Origin of the sequence: Achromobacter sp. AONIH1 (assembly GCF_002902905.1) — a bacterium.
In the GTDB taxonomy this organism is placed as follows: domain Bacteria; phylum Pseudomonadota; class Gammaproteobacteria; order Burkholderiales; family Burkholderiaceae_B; genus Achromobacter.
Window position 1 is genome coordinate 2723315 of sequence record NZ_CP026124.1, and the last position, 19344, is coordinate 2742658.

Genomic DNA, 19344 nt, shown 5'->3' on the forward strand with positions numbered 1-19344 from the left:
AGGCATCGCGGGCCGGCGCGCGCGGCGCGCTTGCCGCGCGTGTCGCCACGCGCGCCCGGCGCGTATCCGGCGGGGGCGCCCGGAGGCGAGTTGCGGTGGTTCGCCGCCATACGCTATCTTTGCCGCATGACGCCTCCCCCAGAGAGCCCGACCGCAGGGGCTCAGTCCCTGACGGGACAAGAACCGCTATTCATCGTCCTTAATACCGGCTCGGGACGCGGCGACGCGCAGGTCTTGCAAGAGACCATCCGCCGCGTGCTGGACGAAGCCGGCCGGCGGCATGAACTCATGCCGGTGGACGACCCGTCGCGCCTGGCCGACACGGCGCGCGCAGCAGTCCGGCGCGCCCGCGCCGAAAACGGCATTGTCGTGGGCGCGGGCGGCGACGGCACGCTCAACACGGTGGCCGCCGCGGTGTTGGGGCAGGGCGTGCCGTTCGGCATCCTGCCGCAGGGCACCTTCAATTATTTCGGCCGGCGCTACGGCATTTCCCAGGAAACCGAGGTCGCCCTGCGCGGGCTGCTGCGAGGGCAGGTCCGGCCGGTGCAGGTCGGGCTGCTCAATGACAGGCCGTTCCTGGTCAATGCCAGCCTGGGCCTGTACCCGCAGTTGCTCGAGGACCGCGAGGCCTTCAAGCAGAAGTTCGGCCGCAGCCGGCTGGTGGCATTGTGGTCCGGGCTGGTCACGCTGATGCGCGCGCCGCGCCAGCTGGGCCTGCAGCTCGAGCACGAAGGCCGCGTCCGCGATCTGCGCACGCCGACGCTGGTCGTGGGCAACAACAAGCTGCAACTCGAGCACGTGGGGATCCCGGCCGACGAGCTGGACCGGCAACGCCTGATCGCCATGGCGGCGCATCCGGTGGGCACGCTGGCCTTGTATGGGCTGTTGTTGCGCGGCCTGTTCAGCCGGCTGGGCGAGGCCGAACAGGTCGTCAATTTCGCATTCGACCGCCTGGTCGTGCGCATCCGCGGCCGTCGCCGCGTGAAGGTCGCGATGGACGGCGAAATCTCCTGGATGAACACCCCGCTGGAGTTCAAGGTGGCCGAGGACGCGTTGCCGCTGGTGACGCCTGGCGAGCAAGACTCCGACACCGTATCTACATGACCCGTATCCTGCATTTTTCCGACACGCATTTCGGCACCGAGCGCAAGGCCGTGGTCGAGGCCGCGCTGGACCTGGCCGCCGCCCAGGCGCCCGACCTGGTCGTGCTGAGCGGCGACATCACCCAGCGCGCGCGCCGGCGCCAGTTCGCCGCGGCGCGCGCCTTCATCGAGCGCCTGTCGCTGCCGGTGCTGGCGGTGCCCGGCAACCACGACATTCCCCTGTTCAATGTGTTTGCCCGCGCGCTCAATCCGTATGGCAACTACAAGCGGGCGCTGGGCGCGGTGCTTGAGCCCGTGTTCGAGAACCCCGGCCTGCTGGCCATCGGCGTGAACACCACCCGGCCGCGGCGTCGCAAGGACGGAGAAATCTCCGAGGCCCAGATCGCGCGCGTCGCGCAGCGGCTGCGGCAGGCCCGGCCCGGGCAACTGCGGGTGGTGGTGGCGCATCATCCGGTGCGGGCCAAGGTCGAGTCCGACGTGCACAACCTGCTGTTCGGGCGCGAGCGCGCGCTGGCGGCCTGGACCCAGGCCGGCGTGGACCTGATCCTGGGCGGCCATATCCATCTGCCTTATGTCATGCCCATCCTGGCGGACCGGCCGACGGGCGGCTGGGTGGCGCAGGCGGGCACCACGTGTTCCTGGCGCGTGCGGGGCAAGGTGCCCAATTCGGTGAACCTCATCGTCCGCGACGAGGTCGACGGGGTATCCGCATGCCATGTCGAGCGTTGGGACTACGCCGCCGGCACCCATGCTTTCGAGCCGGTAGACAAGACGCGGGTGGATCTGTAGCGTTTCGGGCAGGCGCGCCGGCCGTCCGCCGGCTTGCCGGGCCTGCCTGGCTCCAGGCCCGGGATTTCCTGTTTAGCCGTTTTCCGACATGATCGACGCCAGCGCGGCCTGGGCCGCCGAGCACGCCTTGCTGCTGTTCCTTCTGCTGCCTTGCCTGGCGGCGCTGCTCGCCCTGGGTGCGGCGCGCGCCTGGCTGGCGGTCGAGGCGCGCGGCCGCACTGTGCTGGGCGCGGGCGGAGCCGGACTGGCGTTGCTGGTCTTCCTGGCGCTGGCCGTGGCGGTGCGCCGGCCCGGCGCCGTGGTCGCGTTCGACGGCGCCCTGGCGAATGCCTTGGGCCGCGCCATGCCGGACGCCTTTCTCTGGCTGCTGTCCTGGTTCACGTTCCTGGGCGACCGCGACTTGCTGGCGCTGTCCTGCGTGCTGGCAGTGCTGTGGCTGCTGTGGCGCGGATACAAGGGGCTGGCCTTGTTCTGCGCCGTCGCGACCGGACTGGGCGGCGCGTTGAACTGGCTGCTCAAGCATGGTTTCCAACGCTTGCGGCCGGATTTCAACCATGACTACACCGCGGTCGTCGGCTGGAGTTTTCCCAGCGGCCATGCCTCGGCCGCGATGGCGGTCTACGGCACGGCCTGTTATCTGATCTGGAGATTGGCGCCGGCGCCCTGGCGCAGGCCCAGCCTGGCCCTGGCGGCGGCGCTGGTGACCGCCATCGGCCTGAGCCGCGTCTTGCTGCAGGTGCATTTCGCGAGCGACGTGGCGGCCGGCTGGGCCATCAGCCTGGCCTGGATGATCCTGTGCGTGGGACTGGCCGAGGGCCTGCGCGCCTCAGGCCGCGACGCGGGCCAGCGCGTCCACTAGCCGCGCCTCGGCCGGACTCAGGCCCGCCTGGGCGAGCAGGGCCGGGCAGGCGTACCGGCCGCCCGCATTCCTGATTGCCTGCCCGAGGATGCGCGCGCGTCCCGCTTCCGGCGGTTCCAGGTCGACGATGAGCTTGCCGCGTACCGGGGCGGTCACTTCGCCGTCGCTGAAGCGTTCCAGCGTACGGTCGATCTCGCGCTCGCGCGGCAGCGCCAGCACCACGGTGTCGGATTCGGCCAGCGCCTCGCGAGCGGAGGTCGCCAGGGTGGCGGTGCCTCGGAACTCCTCGCAGCGCGACGGTTCGATGTCGTAGACCGTAAGCGCCAGATCGGGGTCGGCTTCGAGCAGCTGCCGGGCGGCGCGGGTGCCGGTCGATCCCAGGCCGACGATGCTGATGCGGGGGCTGTTCATGGTTTGGGCACCGACCAAGTGCTGACGATGTGCGCCAGCGGTTCATCGGAATGCTCGGAGGTCAGGATGACTTCGCCCGCCGACAGACGGCCGACCTTGAGCAGGCGGGCATCGGCCACGATGGCGCCGGCCGGACTCTTGCGCAGGAAATTGATGGTGAGGCTGGCGGTCACCGCATGGGCCTGCCCGGTCGCGCCAACCACGGCGGCGTACATCGCCAGGTCGGCCAGCCCCATCAGCATGGGGCCGGCGACGATGCCGCCCAATCGTTGGTGGGAGTCGCGAGCCGGCAGCACCGCGCGCGCGGTGCCGTAACCGATTTGCGTCATCTCTATGCCCAGCAGCAGGGAGAAGGGGTGCTGCTCGGTCAGCAGCGCATGGAAGTCAGCCAGGCTGATGCGCGGGGCGTCGGCGCGGGCGGGGGGAACGGCGAGGTCGGTCATCGTTGCTCCAGGACGAGGCAATATTGGTCCAGCAGCGCGTCGGCCTGCTGGCCCAGGGACTTCAGCCTGTGGGTGTGCAATAGCAGCAGCAGGCCCATCAGATAGGTGAAGGTGTTCATCTGCTCGGTCGCGATCGTCGCCGCGTCCCAGGGCTTGGTGCGGGCCAGCGCCTGTCCGAGCAGGTCGATGCTGTCCCGCAGCCGGCCGTTGAGCTGCTCGTCCATTTCGCGCCCCAGCCCGCGCGGCCCCGGGCCGCGGAACAGGTACAGGCCCAGCGAGAAGTCGGTGGGCCGGTCTGCGTAATAGCCGAAGAAGGCGCGGATAGCGTCGCGCGCGGCCGAGCCGGGGAGGCTGCGTGCCGCGGTGTCGATCAGGTGCGCATGCAGCCGTTGCAGCGATTCATCCAGCAAGGCGCCATAGATCGCCTCCTTGCCGGCGAACCACGGATAGACCGCGCCGGTGGTGCAGCCCGCCTCGCTGGCGATGGCGCGGATGGTGGTTTTTTCCAGACCGTCGCGCTCGAACACCCGCTGGGCGGCGTCCATGATCAGCTGGCGGCGCAGCGCGTTCAGCTGTTCATTCCGGTCGGGGCGCGCAGGCGCGGCGGGTGGGGTGCTCATGATTGGCTTTCGAAGTCGGATTTGTGCATCAAATGATATCGACGATTTTTATAGATAACAACGTTATTTGGCTGAGGTATTGAAGGCATAAGGAAAGCGAGTATGGGACGGTGGCCATCAAGGCGATAAAGTCCGCTGTATCGGTCCTCAGGACCCATGCGGGAGACGCGCCGGCACCCGAAAGCGCTCCGAAAGAACGCCTCGGCGACCCCCGTGAATATCGGGGCCAGGGCTGAAGGTCGCATGAATACGTGCTCGTCCTGGCGATCAAGGGTTAGCCCTAGCAGCTGCGCCATCGCCTTGTTGTGATGTTGCAAGATCCCAACAAGCCTGTCGCAAACCTGCACTTTTCTGGCCTTCACCATAGCCAGCCCCCCCGATTTTTGATGCAATAGCACCAACTTCCCTTCGCGGAGTTAGGGGGGCGGCAGGCTGGTTTGCTGGATTGCTGCTCTTGTCACTCAAATCAACGGAGATTTCTTAAATGAAAAAGACTCTGCTCGCTGCCGCCCTGCTCGCCGGTTTCGCCGGTGTCGCCCAGGCAGAAACGTCTGTCACCCTGTACGGCATCATCGATACCGGTATCGGCTACAACAAGATCAGCGGCGCCAAGGATGGCAACGCCGCCAAGATCGAGAATGGCAGCCGCTTCGGCATGATCAACGGCGTGCAGAACGGCTCGCGTTGGGGCCTGCGCGGTTCGGAAGATCTGGGTGACGGCCTGCGCGCTGTGTTCACTCTGGAATCGGGCTTCGATTCGGGCAACGGCAAGTCGGGCCAAAGCTCGCGTCTGTTTGGTCGTCAAGCCACCATCGGTCTGGCCAGCGACAGCTGGGGCCAACTGGACTTCGGTCGTCAAACCAACATTGCCTCGAAGTACTTCGGCTCGATCGATCCGTTCGGCGCTGGTTTCGGCCAAGCCAACATCGGTACCGCCTTCAGCGCTGCCAACACGCAACGCTACGACAACATGGTGATGTACCAAACCCCGTCGTTCAGCGGCTTCCAGTTCGGCATTGGCTACTCGTTCAATGCTGACGACACGAAGGATGCCCAAACTGGCTTCCGCACCGCAGACAACACCCGCGCCATCACCACTGGCTTGCGTTACGTCAACGGCCCGCTGAATGTCGCGTTCTCGTACGATCAGCTGAATCGTTCGAACGCGCTGAAGAGTGGTCCCGGTGCTGATGACACGACCCCGCGCCAGTACATCCTGGGCGGCTCGTATGACTTCGAAGTGGTCAAGCTGGCTCTGGCTGTCAGTCGCACCCAGAACGGCTGGTTCGCTGGCCCGGGCGTGAACGGTAACTCGATGCTGAGCGACAGCTACGGCAAGGATTACACCAACACCTTCCGCAAGGACTTCAAGGCCAACTCGTACCTGGTCGGTCTGTCGGCTCCGATCGGTGGCGCCAGCAACGTGTTCGGTTCGTGGCAAATGGTTGACCCCAAGGGTGACTACGCCAAGGATCGTGACCTGAAGAAGATGCACGTCTTCTCGCTGGGCTACACCTACGACCTGTCCAAGCGTACCAACCTGTACGCCTACGGTTCGTACTCGAAGAACTACGCCCTGGTCGAAGACCTGAAGTCGACCGCCATCGGCGTCGGCCTGCGTCACCGCTTCTAATCCTAAGCAGGGCGCAAGTCCTGCCTGGATTTAAAGCTCGCGAACGGGCTTCGGCCCGTTCGCCTAAAACCACCCTTCGGGGTGGTTTTTTTTATGCGAGTTCGTACTCGCATGCGGTGATTGCGAAGCATTTTCGCCGGCTTGCGAATGATGTGGTGTATCCTGCGATTTCACTAGTGAAAACTGCGATTGTTCCAAATAAGGAATGCAGTCTTTCACCCGCTGTTCAGGCTACAGAGTTCAGCCAGAAGTAACCGCGCGAATGCTACAATCCTAAGGTTTGCGCATTTGACGGACGCCTGAATGAACCTGCAACAGTATTTTCCCGTCCTGCTGTTTATCGGAGTGGCCACCCTTATCGGGTTTGCGCTTCTGACGGCCGGCTCCCTGCTCGGCCCGCGCCGGCCTTACGCTGAAAAGCTCTCCCCCTACGAGTGCGGCTTCGAAGCCTTCGAAGACGCGCGCATGAAGTTCGACGTGCGCTATTACCTCGTGGCGATTCTGTTCATCCTCTTCGACCTGGAAATCGCGTTCCTGTTCCCGTGGGCCATCGCCCAGGGCACGGTCGGAATCCTCGGCTTCTGGACGGTCATGGTTTTCCTCGCCGTGTTGACCGTCGGCTTCATCTACGAATGGAAAAAGGGCGCGCTGGACTGGGAATAATTTCCGGGCACGCTATCAGAGACGAATATGGCTATAGACGGCATTCTCAAGCAAGGGTTCATCACCACCAGCGCCGACAAGTTCCTGAACTGGGCGAAAACTGGCTCGATGTGGCCCATGACATTCGGCCTGGCCTGTTGCGCGGTCGAAATGATGCACGCGGGCGCGGCCCGCTACGACCTGGACCAGTTCGGCATCATCTTCCGCCCCAGCCCGCGCCAGTCCGATCTGATGATCGTGGCCGGCACGCTGTGCAACAAGATGGGCCCGGCGCTGCGCAAGGTCTACGACCAGATGCCCGAGCCCCGCTGGGTGGTGTCGATGGGCTCCTGTGCCAATGGCGGCGGTTACTACCATTACTCGTATTCGGTGGTCCGCGGCTGCGACCGCATCGTACCGGTAGACGTCTACGTGCCGGGCTGCCCGCCCACGGCCGAGGCGCTGGTGTACGGCTTGCTGCAGATGCAGAACAAGATCCGTCTGACCAACACGATTGCGCGCTGAGCTTTCGCGCAGGGCGGCAGGCCTAGCCGCCAGCCCCGCGAAGCAGCGTAACGGTTCACCTAAGCGTACAAGATGATGACCAGGCTCGAAACCCTGAAGACCAATTTGCAGACCACCCTCGGCGCGGATATCGCGCTGACCGAGGCGCTGGGCGAGCTGACGCTCGAAGTGCCTGCGGAACAATGGTTCTCCGTCTGCACCAAGCTGCGCACCGAAGCCGGCCTGCGCTTTGAAACCTGTGTCGACCTCTGTGGCGTCGACTACCTGACCTGGGGCAACGGCACGCGCCAGCTGCCCGAGGAAACCAACGCCCGCGTCCACCGCTCGCGCTTCGCCGTGGTGGTGCACCTGCTGTCGATCGAGCACAACTGGCGCCTGCGCGTGCGCACCTGGGCGTCCGATGACGAGTTCCCGATGGTCGCCTCGCTGATGGAATGCTGGCCCGGCGTGGGCTGGTTCGAGCGCGAGGCGTTCGACCTGTACGGCATCGTCTTCGAAGGCCATCCCGACCTGCGCCGCATCCTCACCGACTACGGCTTCATCGGCCACCCGTTCCGCAAGGACTTCCCGCTGTCGGGCACCGTCGAAATGCGCTACGACCCCGAACAGCGCCGCGTCATCTACCAGCCGGTCACGATCGATCCGCGCGAAATCACGCCGCGCGTGGTCCGCGAAGACAACTACGGCTTGGGGCATTAAGTCATGGCAGAAATCAAGAACTACACGCTCAACTTCGGCCCGCAGCACCCGGCTGCGCACGGCGTGCTGCGCCTGGTGCTGGAACTGGACGGCGAAGTCATCCAGCGCGCCGACCCGCACATCGGCCTGCTGCACCGCGCGACCGAAAAGCTGGCCGAGCACAAGACCTACATCCAGGCGCTGCCCTATATGGACCGCCTGGACTACGTGTCCATGATGTGCAACGAACACGCCTACGTCATGGCCATCGAGAAGCTGCTGGGCGTGGAAGCGCCGCTGCGCGCCCAGTACATCCGCGTGATGTTCGACGAAATCACGCGTCTGCTGAATCACCTGATGTCGCTGGGTTCGCACGCGCTGGACGTGGGCGCCATGGCGGTGTTCCTGTACGCCTTCCGTGAACGCGAAGACCTGATGGACTGCTACGAAGCGGTCTCGGGCGCGCGCATGCACGCGGCCTACTACCGTCCGGGCGGCGTCTATCGCGACCTGCCGGATTCGATGCCGCAGTACGGTGACACCAGCAAGTACCGTGGCGACAAGGAAGTGCGCGCCATGAACGATGCGCGCTCCGGTTCGCTGCTGGACTTCATCGAGGACTTCACCAACCGCTTCCCCGGTTGCGTCGACGAGTACGAAACCCTGCTCACCGACAACCGCATCTGGAAGCAGCGCCTGGTGGGCATCGGCGTGGTCGATCCCGATCGCGCCAAGGCGCTGGGCTTCACCGGCCCGATGCTGCGTGGTTCCGGCGTGGCCTGGGACCTGCGCAAGACGCAGCCCTACGAAGTCTACGATCTGCTCGATTTCGACATCCCCGTGGGCGTGAACGGCGACTGCTACGACCGCTACCTGGTCCGCGTGGCCGAAATGCGCCAGAGCAACCGCATCATCCGCCAGTGCGTGGAATGGCTGCGCAACAACCCGGGCCCGGTCATGATCGAGAATCACAAGATCGCCCCGCCCAAGCGCACCGCCATGAAGACCAACATGGAAGAGCTGATCCATCACTTCAAGCTCTTCACCGAAGGCTTCCACGTGCCGCCCGGCGAGTCCTACGCCTCGGTCGAGCACCCGAAGGGCGAGTTCGGCATCTATCTGGTGTCCGACGGCGCCAACAAGCCGTACCGCCTGAAGATTCGCGCGCCCGGCTTCGCCCATCTGCAGTCGCTGGATGAAATGTCGCGCGGTCACATGATCGCCGACGCCGTCACCATCATCGGTACGCAGGACATCGTTTTCGGCGAGATCGACCGCTGATCCGCCCAGAGACCGTCACGAGCACGACCGCATAACCCGGATTCAAACTATGCTGCTTTCCGAACAGGCCTACCAGAAAATCGACCGAGAACTCGCGAAGTTCCCGGCCGACCAGCGGCAGTCCGCCATCATGGCCTCGCTTGCCATCGCGCAAGAAGAAAAGGGCTGGTTGGCGACCGACATCATCGAGGATGTGGCCAACTACATCGGCGTTCCGCCCATCGCGGTCCAGGAAGTCGCCACTTTCTACAACATGTTCGACGTCAAGCCCGTCGGCAAGAACAAGATCTCGGTCTGCACGAACTTGCCCTGTGCCTTGCGCGACGGCGAACGCGTCGGCGATTACCTCAAGCGCAAGCTGGGCGTCGACTGGAAGGAAACCACCGCCGACGGCCAGTTCACGCTGGTGGAAGGCGAGTGTATGGGCGCCTGCGGCGATTCCCCCGTGCTGCTGGTCAACAACAAGCACATGTGCGTGCGCATGACGGAAGAAAAGCTGGACGCGCTGGTCGCGGCCCTGAAGGCGCAAGGAGAGTCGGCATGAACGCGCCCGACATCTACAAGCAGTTCTCGCAAGGTCTGGATCCCAATCCGCTGAACGACCTGGCCAATTCCATGTGCCTGCACGGCCGGCACATCAAGCCGCAGATCATGGCCGACGTCGACGGCGCCAACTGGCGCCTGGCCGACTACGTCAAACGCGGCGGCTACGAAGCCCTGAAGAAGATCCTGGCCACCGGCATGAAGCCGGAGGACGTGATCGCCGAGGTCAAGGCCTCGGGCCTGCGCGGCCGTGGCGGCGCGGGCTTCCCGACCGGCCTGAAGTGGAGCTTCATGCCGCGCGCGTTCCCGGGCCAGAAGTACCTCGTCTGCAACTCCGACGAAGGCGAGCCGGGCACGTTCAAGGACCGCGACATCCTGCGCTTCAACCCGCACATCGTGATCGAGGGCATGGCCATCGCCGCCTACGCGATGGGCATCAGCGTGGGCTACAACTACATCCACGGCGAAATCTTCGAGGTCTACCAACGCTTCGAAGAGGCGCTGGAAGAGGCGCGCGCCGCCGGCTTCCTGGGCGACAAGATCCTGGGCTCGGAATTCAACTTCCAGCTGCACGCGTTCCATGGCTACGGCGCCTACATCTGCGGCGAAGAAACCGCGCTGCTCGAATCGCTGGAAGGCAAGAAGGGCCAGCCGCGCTTCAAGCCGCCGTTCCCGGCCAGCTTCGGCCTGTACGGCAAGCCCACCACCATCAACAACACCGAGACCTTCGCGGCGGTGCCCTGGATCATCCGCAACGGCGGCCAGGCCTACCTCGAGGTCGGCAAGCCCAACAACGGCGGCACCAAGCTGTTCTCGATCTCCGGCGACGTCGAGCGTCCCGGCAACTACGAGATCCCGCTGGGCACCCCGTTCTCGACGCTGCTCGAGCTGGCCGGCGGCATGCGCGGCGGCAAGAAGCTCAAGGCCGTGATCCCCGGCGGTTCCAGCGCTCCGGTGCTGCCCGCCGACATCATGATGGACACCACCATGGACTACGACGCCATCGCCAAGGCGGGCTCCATGCTGGGTTCGGGCGCCGTGATCGTCATGGACGAAACGCGCTGCATGGTCAAGTCGCTCATGCGCCTGTCGTACTTCTATTTCGAGGAAAGCTGCGGCCAGTGCACGCCGTGCCGTGAAGGCACCGGCTGGCTGTACCGCATGGTGCACCGCATTGAAACCGGCCACGGCCGTCCGGAAGATCTGGATATGCTGGACAACGTGGCGGGCAACATCATGGGCCGCACCATCTGCGCCCTGGGCGACGCCGCGGCCATGCCCGTGCGTGGCTTCCTCAAGCATTTTCGCGACGAATTCGCGCACCACATCGAGCACAAGTCTTGTGTGGTCCCGCAATATCTGTAGGTCTCAGGAACAGCAATGGTTGAACTAACCGTCGACGGCAATAAGGTCGAAGTGCCCGAAGGCAGCATGGTGATGCATGCGGCCCAGAAGATCGGGCTTTACGTGCCGCATTTCTGCTACCACAAGAAACTGTCCATCGCGGCCAACTGCCGCATGTGCCTGGTTGAAGTGGAAAAGGCGCCCAAGGCGCTGCCCGCCTGCGCCACCCCCGTTACCAACGGCATGGTCGTGCACACCTGCTCCGAGAAGGCTCGCGCCGCTCAGCAGTCGGTGATGGAATTCCTGCTGATCAATCACCCGCTGGATTGCCCGATCTGCGATCAGGGCGGCGAGTGCCAGCTGCAGGATCTGGCCGTGGGCTATGGCGGCTCTTCCTCGCGTTACCAGGAAGAGAAGCGCGTGGTGTTCCACAAGGACCTGGGCCCGCTGGTGTCGGCCGAGGAAATGAGCCGCTGCATCCACTGCACCCGCTGCGTGCGCTTCGGCCAGGAAATCGCCGGCGTCATGGAACTGGGCATGCTCGGCCGTGGCGAACACTCCGAGATCACGTCCTTCGTGGGCCGCTCGATCGAGTCCGAACTGTCGGGCAACATGATCGACATCTGTCCGGTGGGCGCGCTGACCTCCAAGCCCTTCCGCTACAGCGCGCGCACCTGGGAGCTGGCCCGCCGCCGCTCGGTCAGCCCGCACGACAGCCTGGGCGCCAACCTGGTCATCCAGGTCAAGGGCGACCGCGTCATGCGCGTGGTGCCGTTCGAGGACGAAGCCGTCAACGAATGCTGGATCAGCGACCGCGACCGCTTCTCGTATGAAGGCCTGAACAGCGAAGACCGCCTGTCCGCGCCCATGATCAAGGGCGCCGACGGCAAGTGGCAGGAAGCCTCCTGGGCCGACGCGCTCCAGGCCGTGGCCCAAGGTCTGTCGCGCGTGCGCGACAGCTTCGGCGCCGGCCAGATCGGCGCGCTGGCCTCCGAGTACGCCACGCTTGAAGAGTACGCGCTGCTGGGCCGCCTGGTCCGCGCGCTGGGTTCCGAGAACATCGACTTCCGCCTGCGCCAGACCGACGCGTCCTTCGACGCCGCCCTGTCGGGCGCGCCGTGGCTGGGCATGCCCATCGCCGAGCTGGACAACCTGGACCGCGTGCTGGTGGTCGGTTCGTTCCTGCGCAAGGACCACCCGCTGATGGCCCAGCGCCTGCGCCAGGCCGCCAAGCGCGGCACGCAGATCCTGCTGGTCGACAGCGCCGCCGACGATCCGCTGATGCCGGTCGCCGGGCGCATCACCGTGGCGCCCTCCGAGCTGGCGCGCGCGCTGGCCGAAGTGGCCGTCGCGCTGGCTCAGGCCAAGGAACAGGCCGTGCCGGCCGAGTTCGCCTCGGTCACGCCGGGTGAACAAGCCAAGATCATCGCCGCCAGCCTGGCCTCGGGTTCCAACAGCGCCGTGCTGATGGGCAACCTGGCCGTGGCCAGCGCCCAGGCCTCGACCCTGGCCGCCAATGGCCAGGCCGTGGCCGCGCTGGCCGGCGGCAAGTTCGGCTTCCTGACCTCCGGCGGCAACACCGTCGGCGGTTATCTGGCTGGCGCCGTGCCGGGGCAGGGCGGCAAGAACGCCGCCGCCATGCTGGCCGAGCCGCTGAAGGCCTACGTCGTGCTGCACGCCGAGCCGTTGCTGGACGCCGACAACGGCGGCCAGGCCGTGGCCGCGCTGCGCGGCGCGCAGTTCGCCGTCGCGCTGACCCCGTACCGCTCGGCCGCCGCCGACTGGGCCGATGTCATGCTGCCCGTGTCGCCGTTCACCGAAACCTCGGGCACCTACGTCAACGCCCAGGGCCTGCCGCAAAGCTTCAAGGGCACGGTCTCGCCGTTCGGCCAGACCCGTCCGGGCTGGAAGGTCCTGCGAGTGCTGGGCAATGTCCTGCATCTGGCCGGCTTCGACGACGAGACCTCCGAGTCCGTGCGCGACACCGTGCTGGCCGGCGGCGTGGAAAATCGCCTGTCCAACGCCATCAAGGCCCAGCCGGGCCTGGGCCAGGTCCTGGGCGGCCTGGAGCGCGTGGCCGACGTGCCGATCTATCGCAGCGACGCCATGGTGCGCCGTTCCGAGCCGCTGCAGGCCGCGCCGGCCTCGAAGCAGCCCGCCGCGCGCATGAACGGCCGCACGCTCACCAGCCTCGGCCTGACGGCCGGCGTCAAGGTGCGCGTGACGGGCGGGCAGGGCGCCGTCGAACTCGAAACCGTGCAGGATGATGCCGTGGCCGATCGCGCCCTGCGCATCTCCGCAGCCTTTGAAAGCACCGTGGCCCTGGGTGGCGCATTCGGTCAAATCAGCGTGGAGCGTGCCTGATGGAATGGCTTAATGTTCTCCAGAGCCACGGCCAGGCGTTGCTCGGCCCGACGGTCTGGCTGGTTCTGTGGACGATCATCAAGATCGTCGTGATCGCAGTGCCCATCATCCTGTGCGTCGCGTACCTGACGTACTGGGAACGCAAGATGATCGGCGCCATGCACGTCCGCATGGGACCGAACCGCGTGGGCTTCAAGGGGCTGCTGCAGCCTTTCGCCGACGTGTTCAAGCTGCTGACCAAGGAAGTCGTGGTCCCCAGCGAAGCCAACAAGGTGCTGTTCGTGGTGGCGCCGGTCGTCACCCTGATGCCCGCGCTGGCGGCCTGGGCCGTGGTGCCCTTCGGCCCCGACGTGGTGCTGGCCAACGTCAACGCCGGCCTGCTGTACGTCATGGCCATCACGTCCATCGGCGTGTACGGCGTGATCGTGGCCGGCTGGGCCTCGAACTCCAAGTACGCCTTCCTGGGCGCGCTGCGCGCCTCGGCGCAGATGGTGTCGTACGAACTGGCCATCGGTTTCGTGCTGGTCACCGTGCTGCTGGTGTCGGGCAGCCTGAACATGTCCGAGATCGTGATGGGCCAGACCCGCGGCTGGTTCGCCGACAAGGGCCTGAACTTCCTGTCCTGGAACTGGCTGCCGCTGTTGCCGCTGTTCGTGATCTACGTGATCTCGGCCGTGGCCGAAACCAACCGTCACCCGTTCGACGTGGTCGAAGGCGAATCGGAAATCGTGGCCGGCCACATGGTCGAATACTCGGGCATGGCCTTCGCGCTGTTCTTCCTGGGCGAATACGCCAACATGATCCTGCTGTCCTGCATGGCCTCGATCATGTTCCTGGGCGGCTGGACCGCTCCGATCGAAATCGCCCCGCTGACCTGGGTTCCGGGTTGGATCTGGCTTGGCCTGAAGACGTTCGTGGTGGTCTCGTTGTTCGTCTGGTTCCGCGCGTCGTTCCCGCGTTACCGCTACGACCAGATCATGCGTTTGGGTTGGAAGATCTTCATCCCGCTGACCGGCGTGTGGCTGGTCGTTGTGGCGATCTGGATGCAGACGCCCTGGAATATTTGGCGCTAAGCCGCCAGGCAGAGGCACGATATGGAAGCGATCAAGGATTTCTTCGGCAGCCTGATGCTGACCGAATTGCTCAAGGGCATGCGCCTGACGGGCAAGTATTTCTTCAAGCGCAAGGTCACCTTGCGCTACCCCCAGGAAAAGACGCCGATGTCGGCGCGTTTCCGTGGCCTGCACGCGCTGCGCCGTTATCCCAACGGTGAAGAGCGCTGCATCGCCTGCAAGCTGTGCGAAGCGGTGTGCCCGGCGATGGCCATCACCATCGAATCGGACCAGCGCGAGGACGGCACCCGCCGCACCACGCGCTACGACATCGACCTGACGAAGTGCATTTTCTGCGGCTTCTGTGAGGAAAGCTGCCCCGTGGACTCGATCGTGGAAACGCACATCCACGAATACCACGGTGAAAAGCGCGGCGACCTGTACTTCACCAAAGACATGCTGCTCGCCGTGGGCGACCGCTACGAAGCCGACATCGCCCGCCGCCGGGCCGAAGACGCTCCCTACCGTTGAGCCCAGGGTCCTGATCCATGACTTTTACCACTGTCCTTTTCTACCTGCTGGCCGCCGTGCTGGTGATCGCGGCGTTCCGCGTGATCACCGCGCGCAGCCCGGTCACCGCCGTCATGCACCTGATCCTGGCCTTCGCCAACGCGGCGATGCTGTGGATGCTGCTGGGCGCCGAGTTCCTGGCGCTGCTGCTGGTGCTGGTGTATGTGGGCGCCGTGATGGTGCTCTTCCTCTTCGTGGTCATGATGCTGGACATCCGCATCGACGCCCTGCGCGGCGGCCTGAAGACCTACCTGCCGCTGGGCCTGGTCATCGGCCTGGTCATGGTCGTCGAGATGGCCTTCGTGCTGGGTTCGACCTGGTACGGCGCGGGCCCGCAGGCGCCTGTCGCCGGCGACTACAACAACGCCCGCGCGCTGGGCGAGCTGATGTACACGCAGTACGTCTACGCCATTGAAGTCGGCGCCGCGCTGCTGCTGGTCGGCATGGTCGCCGCCATCGCGCTGACCCTGCGTCGCCGCCGCGACGTCAAGTACAACGACCCCGTCGCCGCCGTCCGGGTGCGCGCCAAGGACCGCTTCCGCCTGGTGAGCATGCCCGCCCAGAGCGAGCGCGCCCTGGCCAAGCAGAACGGCACGCAAGCCGACGCTGCCGCGCCGCAAGGAGAAAAACAATGACGCTGACGCTGGCCCACTACCTGATTCTCGGGGCGATCCTGTTCGCCATCGGCATCTTCGGCATCTTCCTGAACCGCCGCAACCTCATCATCCTGCTGATGTCCATCGAGCTGGTGCTCCTGGCCGTCAACATGAACTTCGTGGCGTTTTCCAGCTGGTTCGGCGACGCCGCCGGCCAGGTGTTCGTGTTCTTCATCCTGACCGTGGCCGCCGCCGAGGCGGCGATCGGCCTGGCCATCCTGGTGCTGCTGTTCCGCAACCTGAACACGATCAACGTTGACGAACTCGATCGCCTGAAGGGCTGACGGGGTATTGGAAGAATATGTCTAGCTCACCCAATCTCTACCTGCTCATCGCGCTGGCGCCGCTGGCCGGGGCAATCCTCGCGGGCCTGTTCGGCACCGGCTTTCTCGGCCGGCCGATCGGACGCCGCGCCTCGCACGTCATCACCATCCTGGGCGTGCTCATCTCCGCCATCGGTTCGGTGGTGGTGCTGGGCGACGTCCTCAACGGCCTGCGCTTCGACGGCGCGGTCTACACCTGGAGCCTGATCGGCCAGACCAAGCTGGAAATCGGCTTCCTGATCGATCCGCTGTCGGCCATGATGATGGTCGTGGTGACCTCGGTCTCGCTGATGGTGCACATCTACACCATCGGCTACATGGCCGACGATCCAGGCTACCAGCGCTTCTTCTCGTACATCTCGCTGTTCACGTTCTCCATGCTGATGCTGGTGATGTCGAACAACATGGTGCAGCTGTTCTTCGGCTGGGAAGCGGTGGGCCTGGTGTCGTACCTGCTGATCGGTTTCTGGTACACCCGTCCCACGGCGATCTTCGCCAACATGAAGGCGTTCCTGATCAACCGCGTCGGCGACTTCGGCTTCGTGCTGGGCATCGGCCTGCTGTTCGCCTACGCCGGCACCATGCACTACGGCGAAGTCTTCGCCCAGGCCGACAAGCTGGCCAAGCTGACGCTGCCCGGCTCGGACTGGATGCTGCTGACCGTGGCCTGCATCTGCCTGTTCATCGGCGCCATGGGCAAGTCGGCCCAGGTTCCGCTGCACGCCTGGCTGCCCGACTCGATGGAAGGCCCGACCCCGATCTCCGCGCTGATCCACGCCGCCACCATGGTGACGGCCGGCATCTTCATGGTCGCGCGCTTCTCGCCGCTGTTCGAGCTGTCCGACGTCGCGCTGTCCTTCATCATCGTGATCGGCGCCATCGGCGCGCTGTTCCTGGGCATCCTGGGCATCATCCAGAACGACATCAAGCGCGTGGTCGCGTACTCCACGCTGTCGCAGCTGGGCTACATGACCGTGGCGCTCGGCGCCTCGGCCTACTCGGTGGCGATCTTCCACCTGATGACCCACGCCTTCTTCAAGGCGCTGCTGTTCCTGGGCGCGGGCTCGGTCATCATCGGCATGCACCACGACCAGGACATCCGCAACATGGGCGGCCTGCGCAAGTACATGCCCATCACCTGGATCACGTTCCTCCTGGGCACGCTGGCCCTGGTCGGCACGCCGTTCTTCTCGGGCTTCTACTCGAAGGAACACATCATCGAAGCGGCCGGCGCCGCCAAGGTGTGGGGCGCGAGCTTCGCCTACTACGCGACGCTGATCGGCGTGTTCGTGACCTCGCTGTACTCGTTCCGCGTGTACTTCCTGGTCTTCCACGGCAAGGAACGCTTCGACACCAGCGGTCACGGTCATGGCCACGGCCACGACGATCATGGCCACGACGACCACGGCCATCATGGCGGCACGCCGCATGAGTCGCCCTGGGTCGTGACCCTGCCGCTGCTGCTGCTGGCGATCCCCTCGGTGCTGATCGGCGCCTGGGTCGTGGATCCCATGCTGTTCGGCAAGTTCTTCGACGGCGTGATCAAGGTCCTGCCGCAGCATCCGGCCATGCACGAGCTGCACGAAGAGTGGCACGGCTGGGTCGCCTTCGGCATGCACGCCTTCCAGACCCTGCCGTTCTGGCTGGTCGTGGCTGGCGCCGTCATCGCCTGGTACTGCTACCTGATCAACCCGAAGGTTCCGGCCGCGATCAAGTCCAGCCTGTCGGGCGTGAACAAGATCCTCGAGAACAAGTACTTCGTGGATTGGATCAACGAGCAGATCATCGCGCGCGGCGCGCGCTGCCTGGGCCGTGGCCTGTGGCAGACCGGTGACCGCGGCCTGATCGACGGCCTGCTGGTCAACGGCAGCGCCCGCGTCGTGGGCTGGGTCTCCGCGATCAGCCGCCACCTGCAGTCCGGCTTCATCTATCACTACGCGTTCGCGATGATCATCGGCATCATGGCGCTGGTGACTTTCTTTGTGCTGATTCCCCAATGATGGCAAGCGAGATGGCATCCAACACTTTCCCCTGGCTCACGCTTGCGATCTTCGTACCGATCGTATTCGGCCTGCTGGTGCTGGCGGTGGGCCGTGACGACCGTCCCGGGCTCACCCGCGGGCTGTCGCTGATCGGTTCGATCGCGGGCTTCCTCGTCACCATTCCGCTGTACACCGGCTTCAACACCAAGACGGCCGCGATGCAGTTCGTCGAGAAGACGTCCTGGATCGAAGCCTTCAACGTCAACTACCACCTGGGCGTGGACGGCATTTCGCTGTGGTTCGTGCTGCTGACGGCCTTCATCACCATCATCGTGGTGCTGGCGGGCTGGGAAGTCATCACCAGCCGCGTGGCGCAGTACATGGCCGCCTTCCTGATCCTGTCGGGCCTGATGGTGGGCGTGTTCGCGGCGCTGGACGGCATGCTGTTCTACGTGTTCTTCGAAGCCACGCTGATCCCGATGTACATCATCGTGGGCGTGTGGGGCGGACCGAACCGGGTCTACGCGGCCTTCAAGTTCTTCCTCTACACGCTGATGGGCTCGCTGCTGACGCTGGTGGCCTTCATCTACCTGTGGAACGCCTCGGGCGGCTCGTTCGACATCCTGTCCTGGCACCAGCTCAAGCTCGGCCAGACGCCGCAGATCCTGATCTTCGTGGCGCTGCTGGCGGCCTTCGCCGTCAAGGTGCCGATGTGGCCGGTGCACACCTGGCTGCCGGACGCCCACGTCGAGGCGCCCACGGGCGGCTCCATCGTGCTGGCCGCGATCATGCTGAAGCTGGGCGCCTACGGCTTCCTGCGCTTCTCGCTGCCGATCGCCCCTGACGCCTCGCACAGCCTGGCCGGCCTGATGATCGCGCTGTCGCTGATCGCCGTGATCTACATCGGCCTGGTCGCCATCGTCCAGGACGACATGAAGAAGCTGGTGGCCTATTCGTCGGTGGCCCACATGGGCTTCGTGACGCTGGGCTTCTTCATCTTCAACACGGCCGGCATCGAAGGCGCCATCGTGCAGATGATCTCGCACGGCTTCGTCTCGGGCGCCATGTTCATGTGTATCGGCGTGCTGTATGACCGCATGCACTCGCGCCGCATCGCCGACTACGGCGGCGTGGTCAACGTGATGCCGCGCTTCGCCACGTTCTTCATCCTGTTCTCGATGGCCAACAGCGGCCTGCCGGCCACCAGCGGTTTCGTCGGCGAGTTCATGGTGATCATGGGCGCGGTCGAGCACAACTTCTGGATCGGCCTGCTGGCGGCCACCGCCCTGATCCTGGGCGCTTCGTACTCGTTGTGGATGGTCAAGCGCGTGGTGCTGGGCGACGTCGCCAACGATCACGTGCGCGAGCTGACCGATATCAACCGTCGCGAATTCCTGATTCTTGGCGTGATGGCGATCGCCGTGTTGTACATGGGGATCTATCCCAAGCCCTTTACCGACGTGATGCACGTGTCGGTCGAGGCCCTGCTGCAACACGTTGGCGTCTCGAAACTGTAAGACAAGACA

20 protein-coding genes are annotated in these 19344 nt (G+C 65.1%); 17 read left to right on the forward strand and 3 right to left on the reverse strand.

What is annotated here, in order from left to right:
* Positions 1–126: 126 nt before the first annotated feature.
* The 3 genes from C2U31_RS12325 (at position 127) to C2U31_RS12335 (ending at position 2751) form a co-directional block, all read left to right on the forward strand.
* On the forward strand, positions 127–1104 hold the full coding sequence (locus C2U31_RS12325) for a diacylglycerol kinase family protein (RefSeq protein WP_103273052.1): 978 nt from the start codon (positions 127–129) through the stop codon (positions 1102–1104).
* The gene (locus C2U31_RS12330) at positions 1101–1892 is read left to right on the forward strand and encodes a metallophosphoesterase (RefSeq protein ID WP_103273053.1); all 792 of its coding nucleotides are present in this window, start codon (positions 1101–1103) and stop codon (positions 1890–1892) included. Before C2U31_RS12325 ends, C2U31_RS12330 begins: the two co-directional genes overlap by 4 nt.
* An 88-nt stretch (positions 1893–1980) precedes the next feature.
* Positions 1981–2751 (forward strand): phosphatase PAP2 family protein, encoded by a 771-nt coding sequence (locus tag C2U31_RS12335; protein WP_103273054.1) that lies wholly within the window; start codon positions 1981–1983, stop codon positions 2749–2751.
* On the opposite strand, the gene C2U31_RS12340 is transcribed toward C2U31_RS12335, so the two are convergent.
* Genes C2U31_RS12340 through C2U31_RS12350 form a run of 3 tightly spaced genes read right to left on the reverse strand, consistent with a single transcriptional unit; the run spans position 2719 to position 4225 of the window.
* Complete coding sequence (locus C2U31_RS12340; RefSeq protein WP_103273055.1) at positions 2719–3162, reverse strand: NAD(P)-binding domain-containing protein; 444 nt, start codon at positions 3160–3162, stop codon at positions 2719–2721. The two genes, C2U31_RS12335 and C2U31_RS12340, sit on opposite strands and share 33 nt — an antisense overlap.
* Entirely contained in the window at positions 3159–3605 is a 447-nt protein-coding gene (locus C2U31_RS12345; RefSeq protein WP_103273056.1) for a PaaI family thioesterase, read from the reverse strand. The genes C2U31_RS12340 and C2U31_RS12345 overlap by 4 nt, the downstream gene beginning before the upstream one ends.
* Positions 3602–4225: a TetR/AcrR family transcriptional regulator gene (locus C2U31_RS12350; RefSeq protein WP_103273057.1), complete on the reverse strand. Its 624-nt coding sequence runs from the start codon at positions 4223–4225 to the stop codon at positions 3602–3604. Before C2U31_RS12350 ends, C2U31_RS12345 begins: the two co-directional genes overlap by 4 nt.
* A 484-nt stretch (positions 4226–4709) precedes the next feature.
* On the opposite strand from C2U31_RS12350, the gene C2U31_RS12355 reads away from it, so the two are divergent.
* The 14 genes from C2U31_RS12355 (at position 4710) to C2U31_RS12420 (ending at position 19335) form a co-directional block, all read left to right on the forward strand.
* Entirely contained in the window at positions 4710–5858 is a 1149-nt protein-coding gene (locus C2U31_RS12355; RefSeq protein ID WP_103273058.1) for a porin, read from the forward strand.
* A 303-nt stretch (positions 5859–6161) separates the two neighbouring features.
* Positions 6162–6521: an NADH-quinone oxidoreductase subunit A gene (locus tag C2U31_RS12360; RefSeq protein WP_103273059.1), complete on the forward strand. Its 360-nt coding sequence runs from the start codon at positions 6162–6164 to the stop codon at positions 6519–6521.
* A 27-nt stretch (positions 6522–6548) separates the two neighbouring features.
* A complete protein-coding gene (locus C2U31_RS12365) occupies positions 6549–7025 on the forward strand; it encodes an NADH-quinone oxidoreductase subunit B family protein (protein WP_003813941.1) in 477 nt (158 codons plus the stop codon).
* A 72-nt stretch (positions 7026–7097) separates the two neighbouring features.
* On the forward strand, positions 7098–7724 hold the full coding sequence (locus C2U31_RS12370; protein ID WP_103273060.1) for an NADH-quinone oxidoreductase subunit C: 627 nt from the start codon (positions 7098–7100) through the stop codon (positions 7722–7724).
* A gap of 3 nt (positions 7725–7727) precedes the next feature.
* On the forward strand, positions 7728–8984 hold the full coding sequence (locus C2U31_RS12375) for an NADH-quinone oxidoreductase subunit D (RefSeq protein WP_103273061.1): 1257 nt from the start codon (positions 7728–7730) through the stop codon (positions 8982–8984).
* A 49-nt stretch (positions 8985–9033) separates the two neighbouring features.
* Positions 9034–9528 carry an NADH-quinone oxidoreductase subunit NuoE gene (gene nuoE, locus C2U31_RS12380; RefSeq protein ID WP_103273062.1) on the forward strand — a complete coding sequence of 165 codons (495 nt, stop codon included), beginning with the start codon at positions 9034–9036 and terminating at the stop codon, positions 9526–9528.
* Positions 9525–10892: an NADH-quinone oxidoreductase subunit NuoF gene (nuoF, locus tag C2U31_RS12385; protein WP_103273063.1), complete on the forward strand. Its 1368-nt coding sequence runs from the start codon at positions 9525–9527 to the stop codon at positions 10890–10892. The genes nuoE and nuoF overlap by 4 nt, the downstream gene beginning before the upstream one ends.
* Positions 10893–10907: 15 nt before the next feature.
* A complete protein-coding gene (gene nuoG, locus C2U31_RS12390; protein ID WP_103273064.1) occupies positions 10908–13235 on the forward strand; it encodes an NADH-quinone oxidoreductase subunit NuoG in 2328 nt (775 codons plus the stop codon).
* Positions 13235–14308, forward strand: coding sequence for an NADH-quinone oxidoreductase subunit NuoH (gene nuoH / locus C2U31_RS12395; protein ID WP_103273065.1), 1074 nt, complete (start codon positions 13235–13237; stop codon positions 14306–14308). Before nuoG ends, nuoH begins: the two co-directional genes overlap by 1 nt.
* A gap of 21 nt (positions 14309–14329) precedes the next feature.
* Positions 14330–14818 carry an NADH-quinone oxidoreductase subunit NuoI gene (nuoI, locus tag C2U31_RS12400; RefSeq protein WP_103273066.1) on the forward strand — a complete coding sequence of 163 codons (489 nt, stop codon included), beginning with the start codon at positions 14330–14332 and terminating at the stop codon, positions 14816–14818.
* 17 nt (positions 14819–14835) lie between these two features.
* Positions 14836–15492: an NADH-quinone oxidoreductase subunit J gene (locus C2U31_RS12405; RefSeq protein ID WP_103273067.1), complete on the forward strand. Its 657-nt coding sequence runs from the start codon at positions 14836–14838 to the stop codon at positions 15490–15492.
* A complete protein-coding gene (gene nuoK / locus C2U31_RS12410) occupies positions 15489–15797 on the forward strand; it encodes an NADH-quinone oxidoreductase subunit NuoK (protein WP_103273068.1) in 309 nt (102 codons plus the stop codon). Before C2U31_RS12405 ends, nuoK begins: the two co-directional genes overlap by 4 nt.
* Before the next feature lie 17 nt (positions 15798–15814).
* On the forward strand, positions 15815–17836 hold the full coding sequence (gene nuoL, locus C2U31_RS12415) for an NADH-quinone oxidoreductase subunit L (RefSeq protein ID WP_103273069.1): 2022 nt from the start codon (positions 15815–15817) through the stop codon (positions 17834–17836).
* A complete protein-coding gene (locus C2U31_RS12420) occupies positions 17833–19335 on the forward strand; it encodes an NADH-quinone oxidoreductase subunit M (protein WP_103273070.1) in 1503 nt (500 codons plus the stop codon). Before nuoL ends, C2U31_RS12420 begins: the two co-directional genes overlap by 4 nt.
* Positions 19336–19344: the final 9 nt, after the last annotated feature.

Bases quoted from the DNA above. Each gene is read 5' to 3' on its own strand.
- C2U31_RS12325 (WP_103273052.1), top strand. From the start codon at position 127: ATGACGCCTCCCCCAGAGAGCCCGACCGCAGGGGCTCAGTCCCTGACG.
- C2U31_RS12330 (WP_103273053.1), top strand. From the start codon at position 1,101: ATGACCCGTATCCTGCATTTTTCCGACACGCATTTCGGCACCGAGCGC.
- C2U31_RS12335 (WP_103273054.1), top strand. From the start codon at position 1,981: ATGATCGACGCCAGCGCGGCCTGGGCCGCCGAGCACGCCTTGCTGCTG.
- C2U31_RS12340 (WP_103273055.1), bottom strand. From the start codon at position 3,162: ATGAACAGCCCCCGCATCAGCATCGTCGGCCTGGGATCGACCGGCACC.
- C2U31_RS12345 (WP_103273056.1), bottom strand. From the start codon at position 3,605: ATGACCGACCTCGCCGTTCCCCCCGCCCGCGCCGACGCCCCGCGCATC.
- C2U31_RS12350 (WP_103273057.1), bottom strand. From the start codon at position 4,225: ATGAGCACCCCACCCGCCGCGCCTGCGCGCCCCGACCGGAATGAACAG.
- C2U31_RS12355 (WP_103273058.1), top strand. From the start codon at position 4,710: ATGAAAAAGACTCTGCTCGCTGCCGCCCTGCTCGCCGGTTTCGCCGGT.
- C2U31_RS12360 (WP_103273059.1), top strand. From the start codon at position 6,162: ATGAACCTGCAACAGTATTTTCCCGTCCTGCTGTTTATCGGAGTGGCC.
- C2U31_RS12365 (WP_003813941.1), top strand. From the start codon at position 6,549: ATGGCTATAGACGGCATTCTCAAGCAAGGGTTCATCACCACCAGCGCC.
- C2U31_RS12370 (WP_103273060.1), top strand. From the start codon at position 7,098: ATGATGACCAGGCTCGAAACCCTGAAGACCAATTTGCAGACCACCCTC.
- C2U31_RS12375 (WP_103273061.1), top strand. From the start codon at position 7,728: ATGGCAGAAATCAAGAACTACACGCTCAACTTCGGCCCGCAGCACCCG.
- nuoE (WP_103273062.1), top strand. From the start codon at position 9,034: ATGCTGCTTTCCGAACAGGCCTACCAGAAAATCGACCGAGAACTCGCG.
- nuoF (WP_103273063.1), top strand. From the start codon at position 9,525: ATGAACGCGCCCGACATCTACAAGCAGTTCTCGCAAGGTCTGGATCCC.
- nuoG (WP_103273064.1), top strand. From the start codon at position 10,908: ATGGTTGAACTAACCGTCGACGGCAATAAGGTCGAAGTGCCCGAAGGC.
- nuoH (WP_103273065.1), top strand. From the start codon at position 13,235: ATGGAATGGCTTAATGTTCTCCAGAGCCACGGCCAGGCGTTGCTCGGC.
- nuoI (WP_103273066.1), top strand. From the start codon at position 14,330: ATGGAAGCGATCAAGGATTTCTTCGGCAGCCTGATGCTGACCGAATTG.
- C2U31_RS12405 (WP_103273067.1), top strand. From the start codon at position 14,836: ATGACTTTTACCACTGTCCTTTTCTACCTGCTGGCCGCCGTGCTGGTG.
- nuoK (WP_103273068.1), top strand. From the start codon at position 15,489: ATGACGCTGACGCTGGCCCACTACCTGATTCTCGGGGCGATCCTGTTC.
- nuoL (WP_103273069.1), top strand. From the start codon at position 15,815: ATGTCTAGCTCACCCAATCTCTACCTGCTCATCGCGCTGGCGCCGCTG.
- C2U31_RS12420 (WP_103273070.1), top strand. From the start codon at position 17,833: ATGATGGCAAGCGAGATGGCATCCAACACTTTCCCCTGGCTCACGCTT.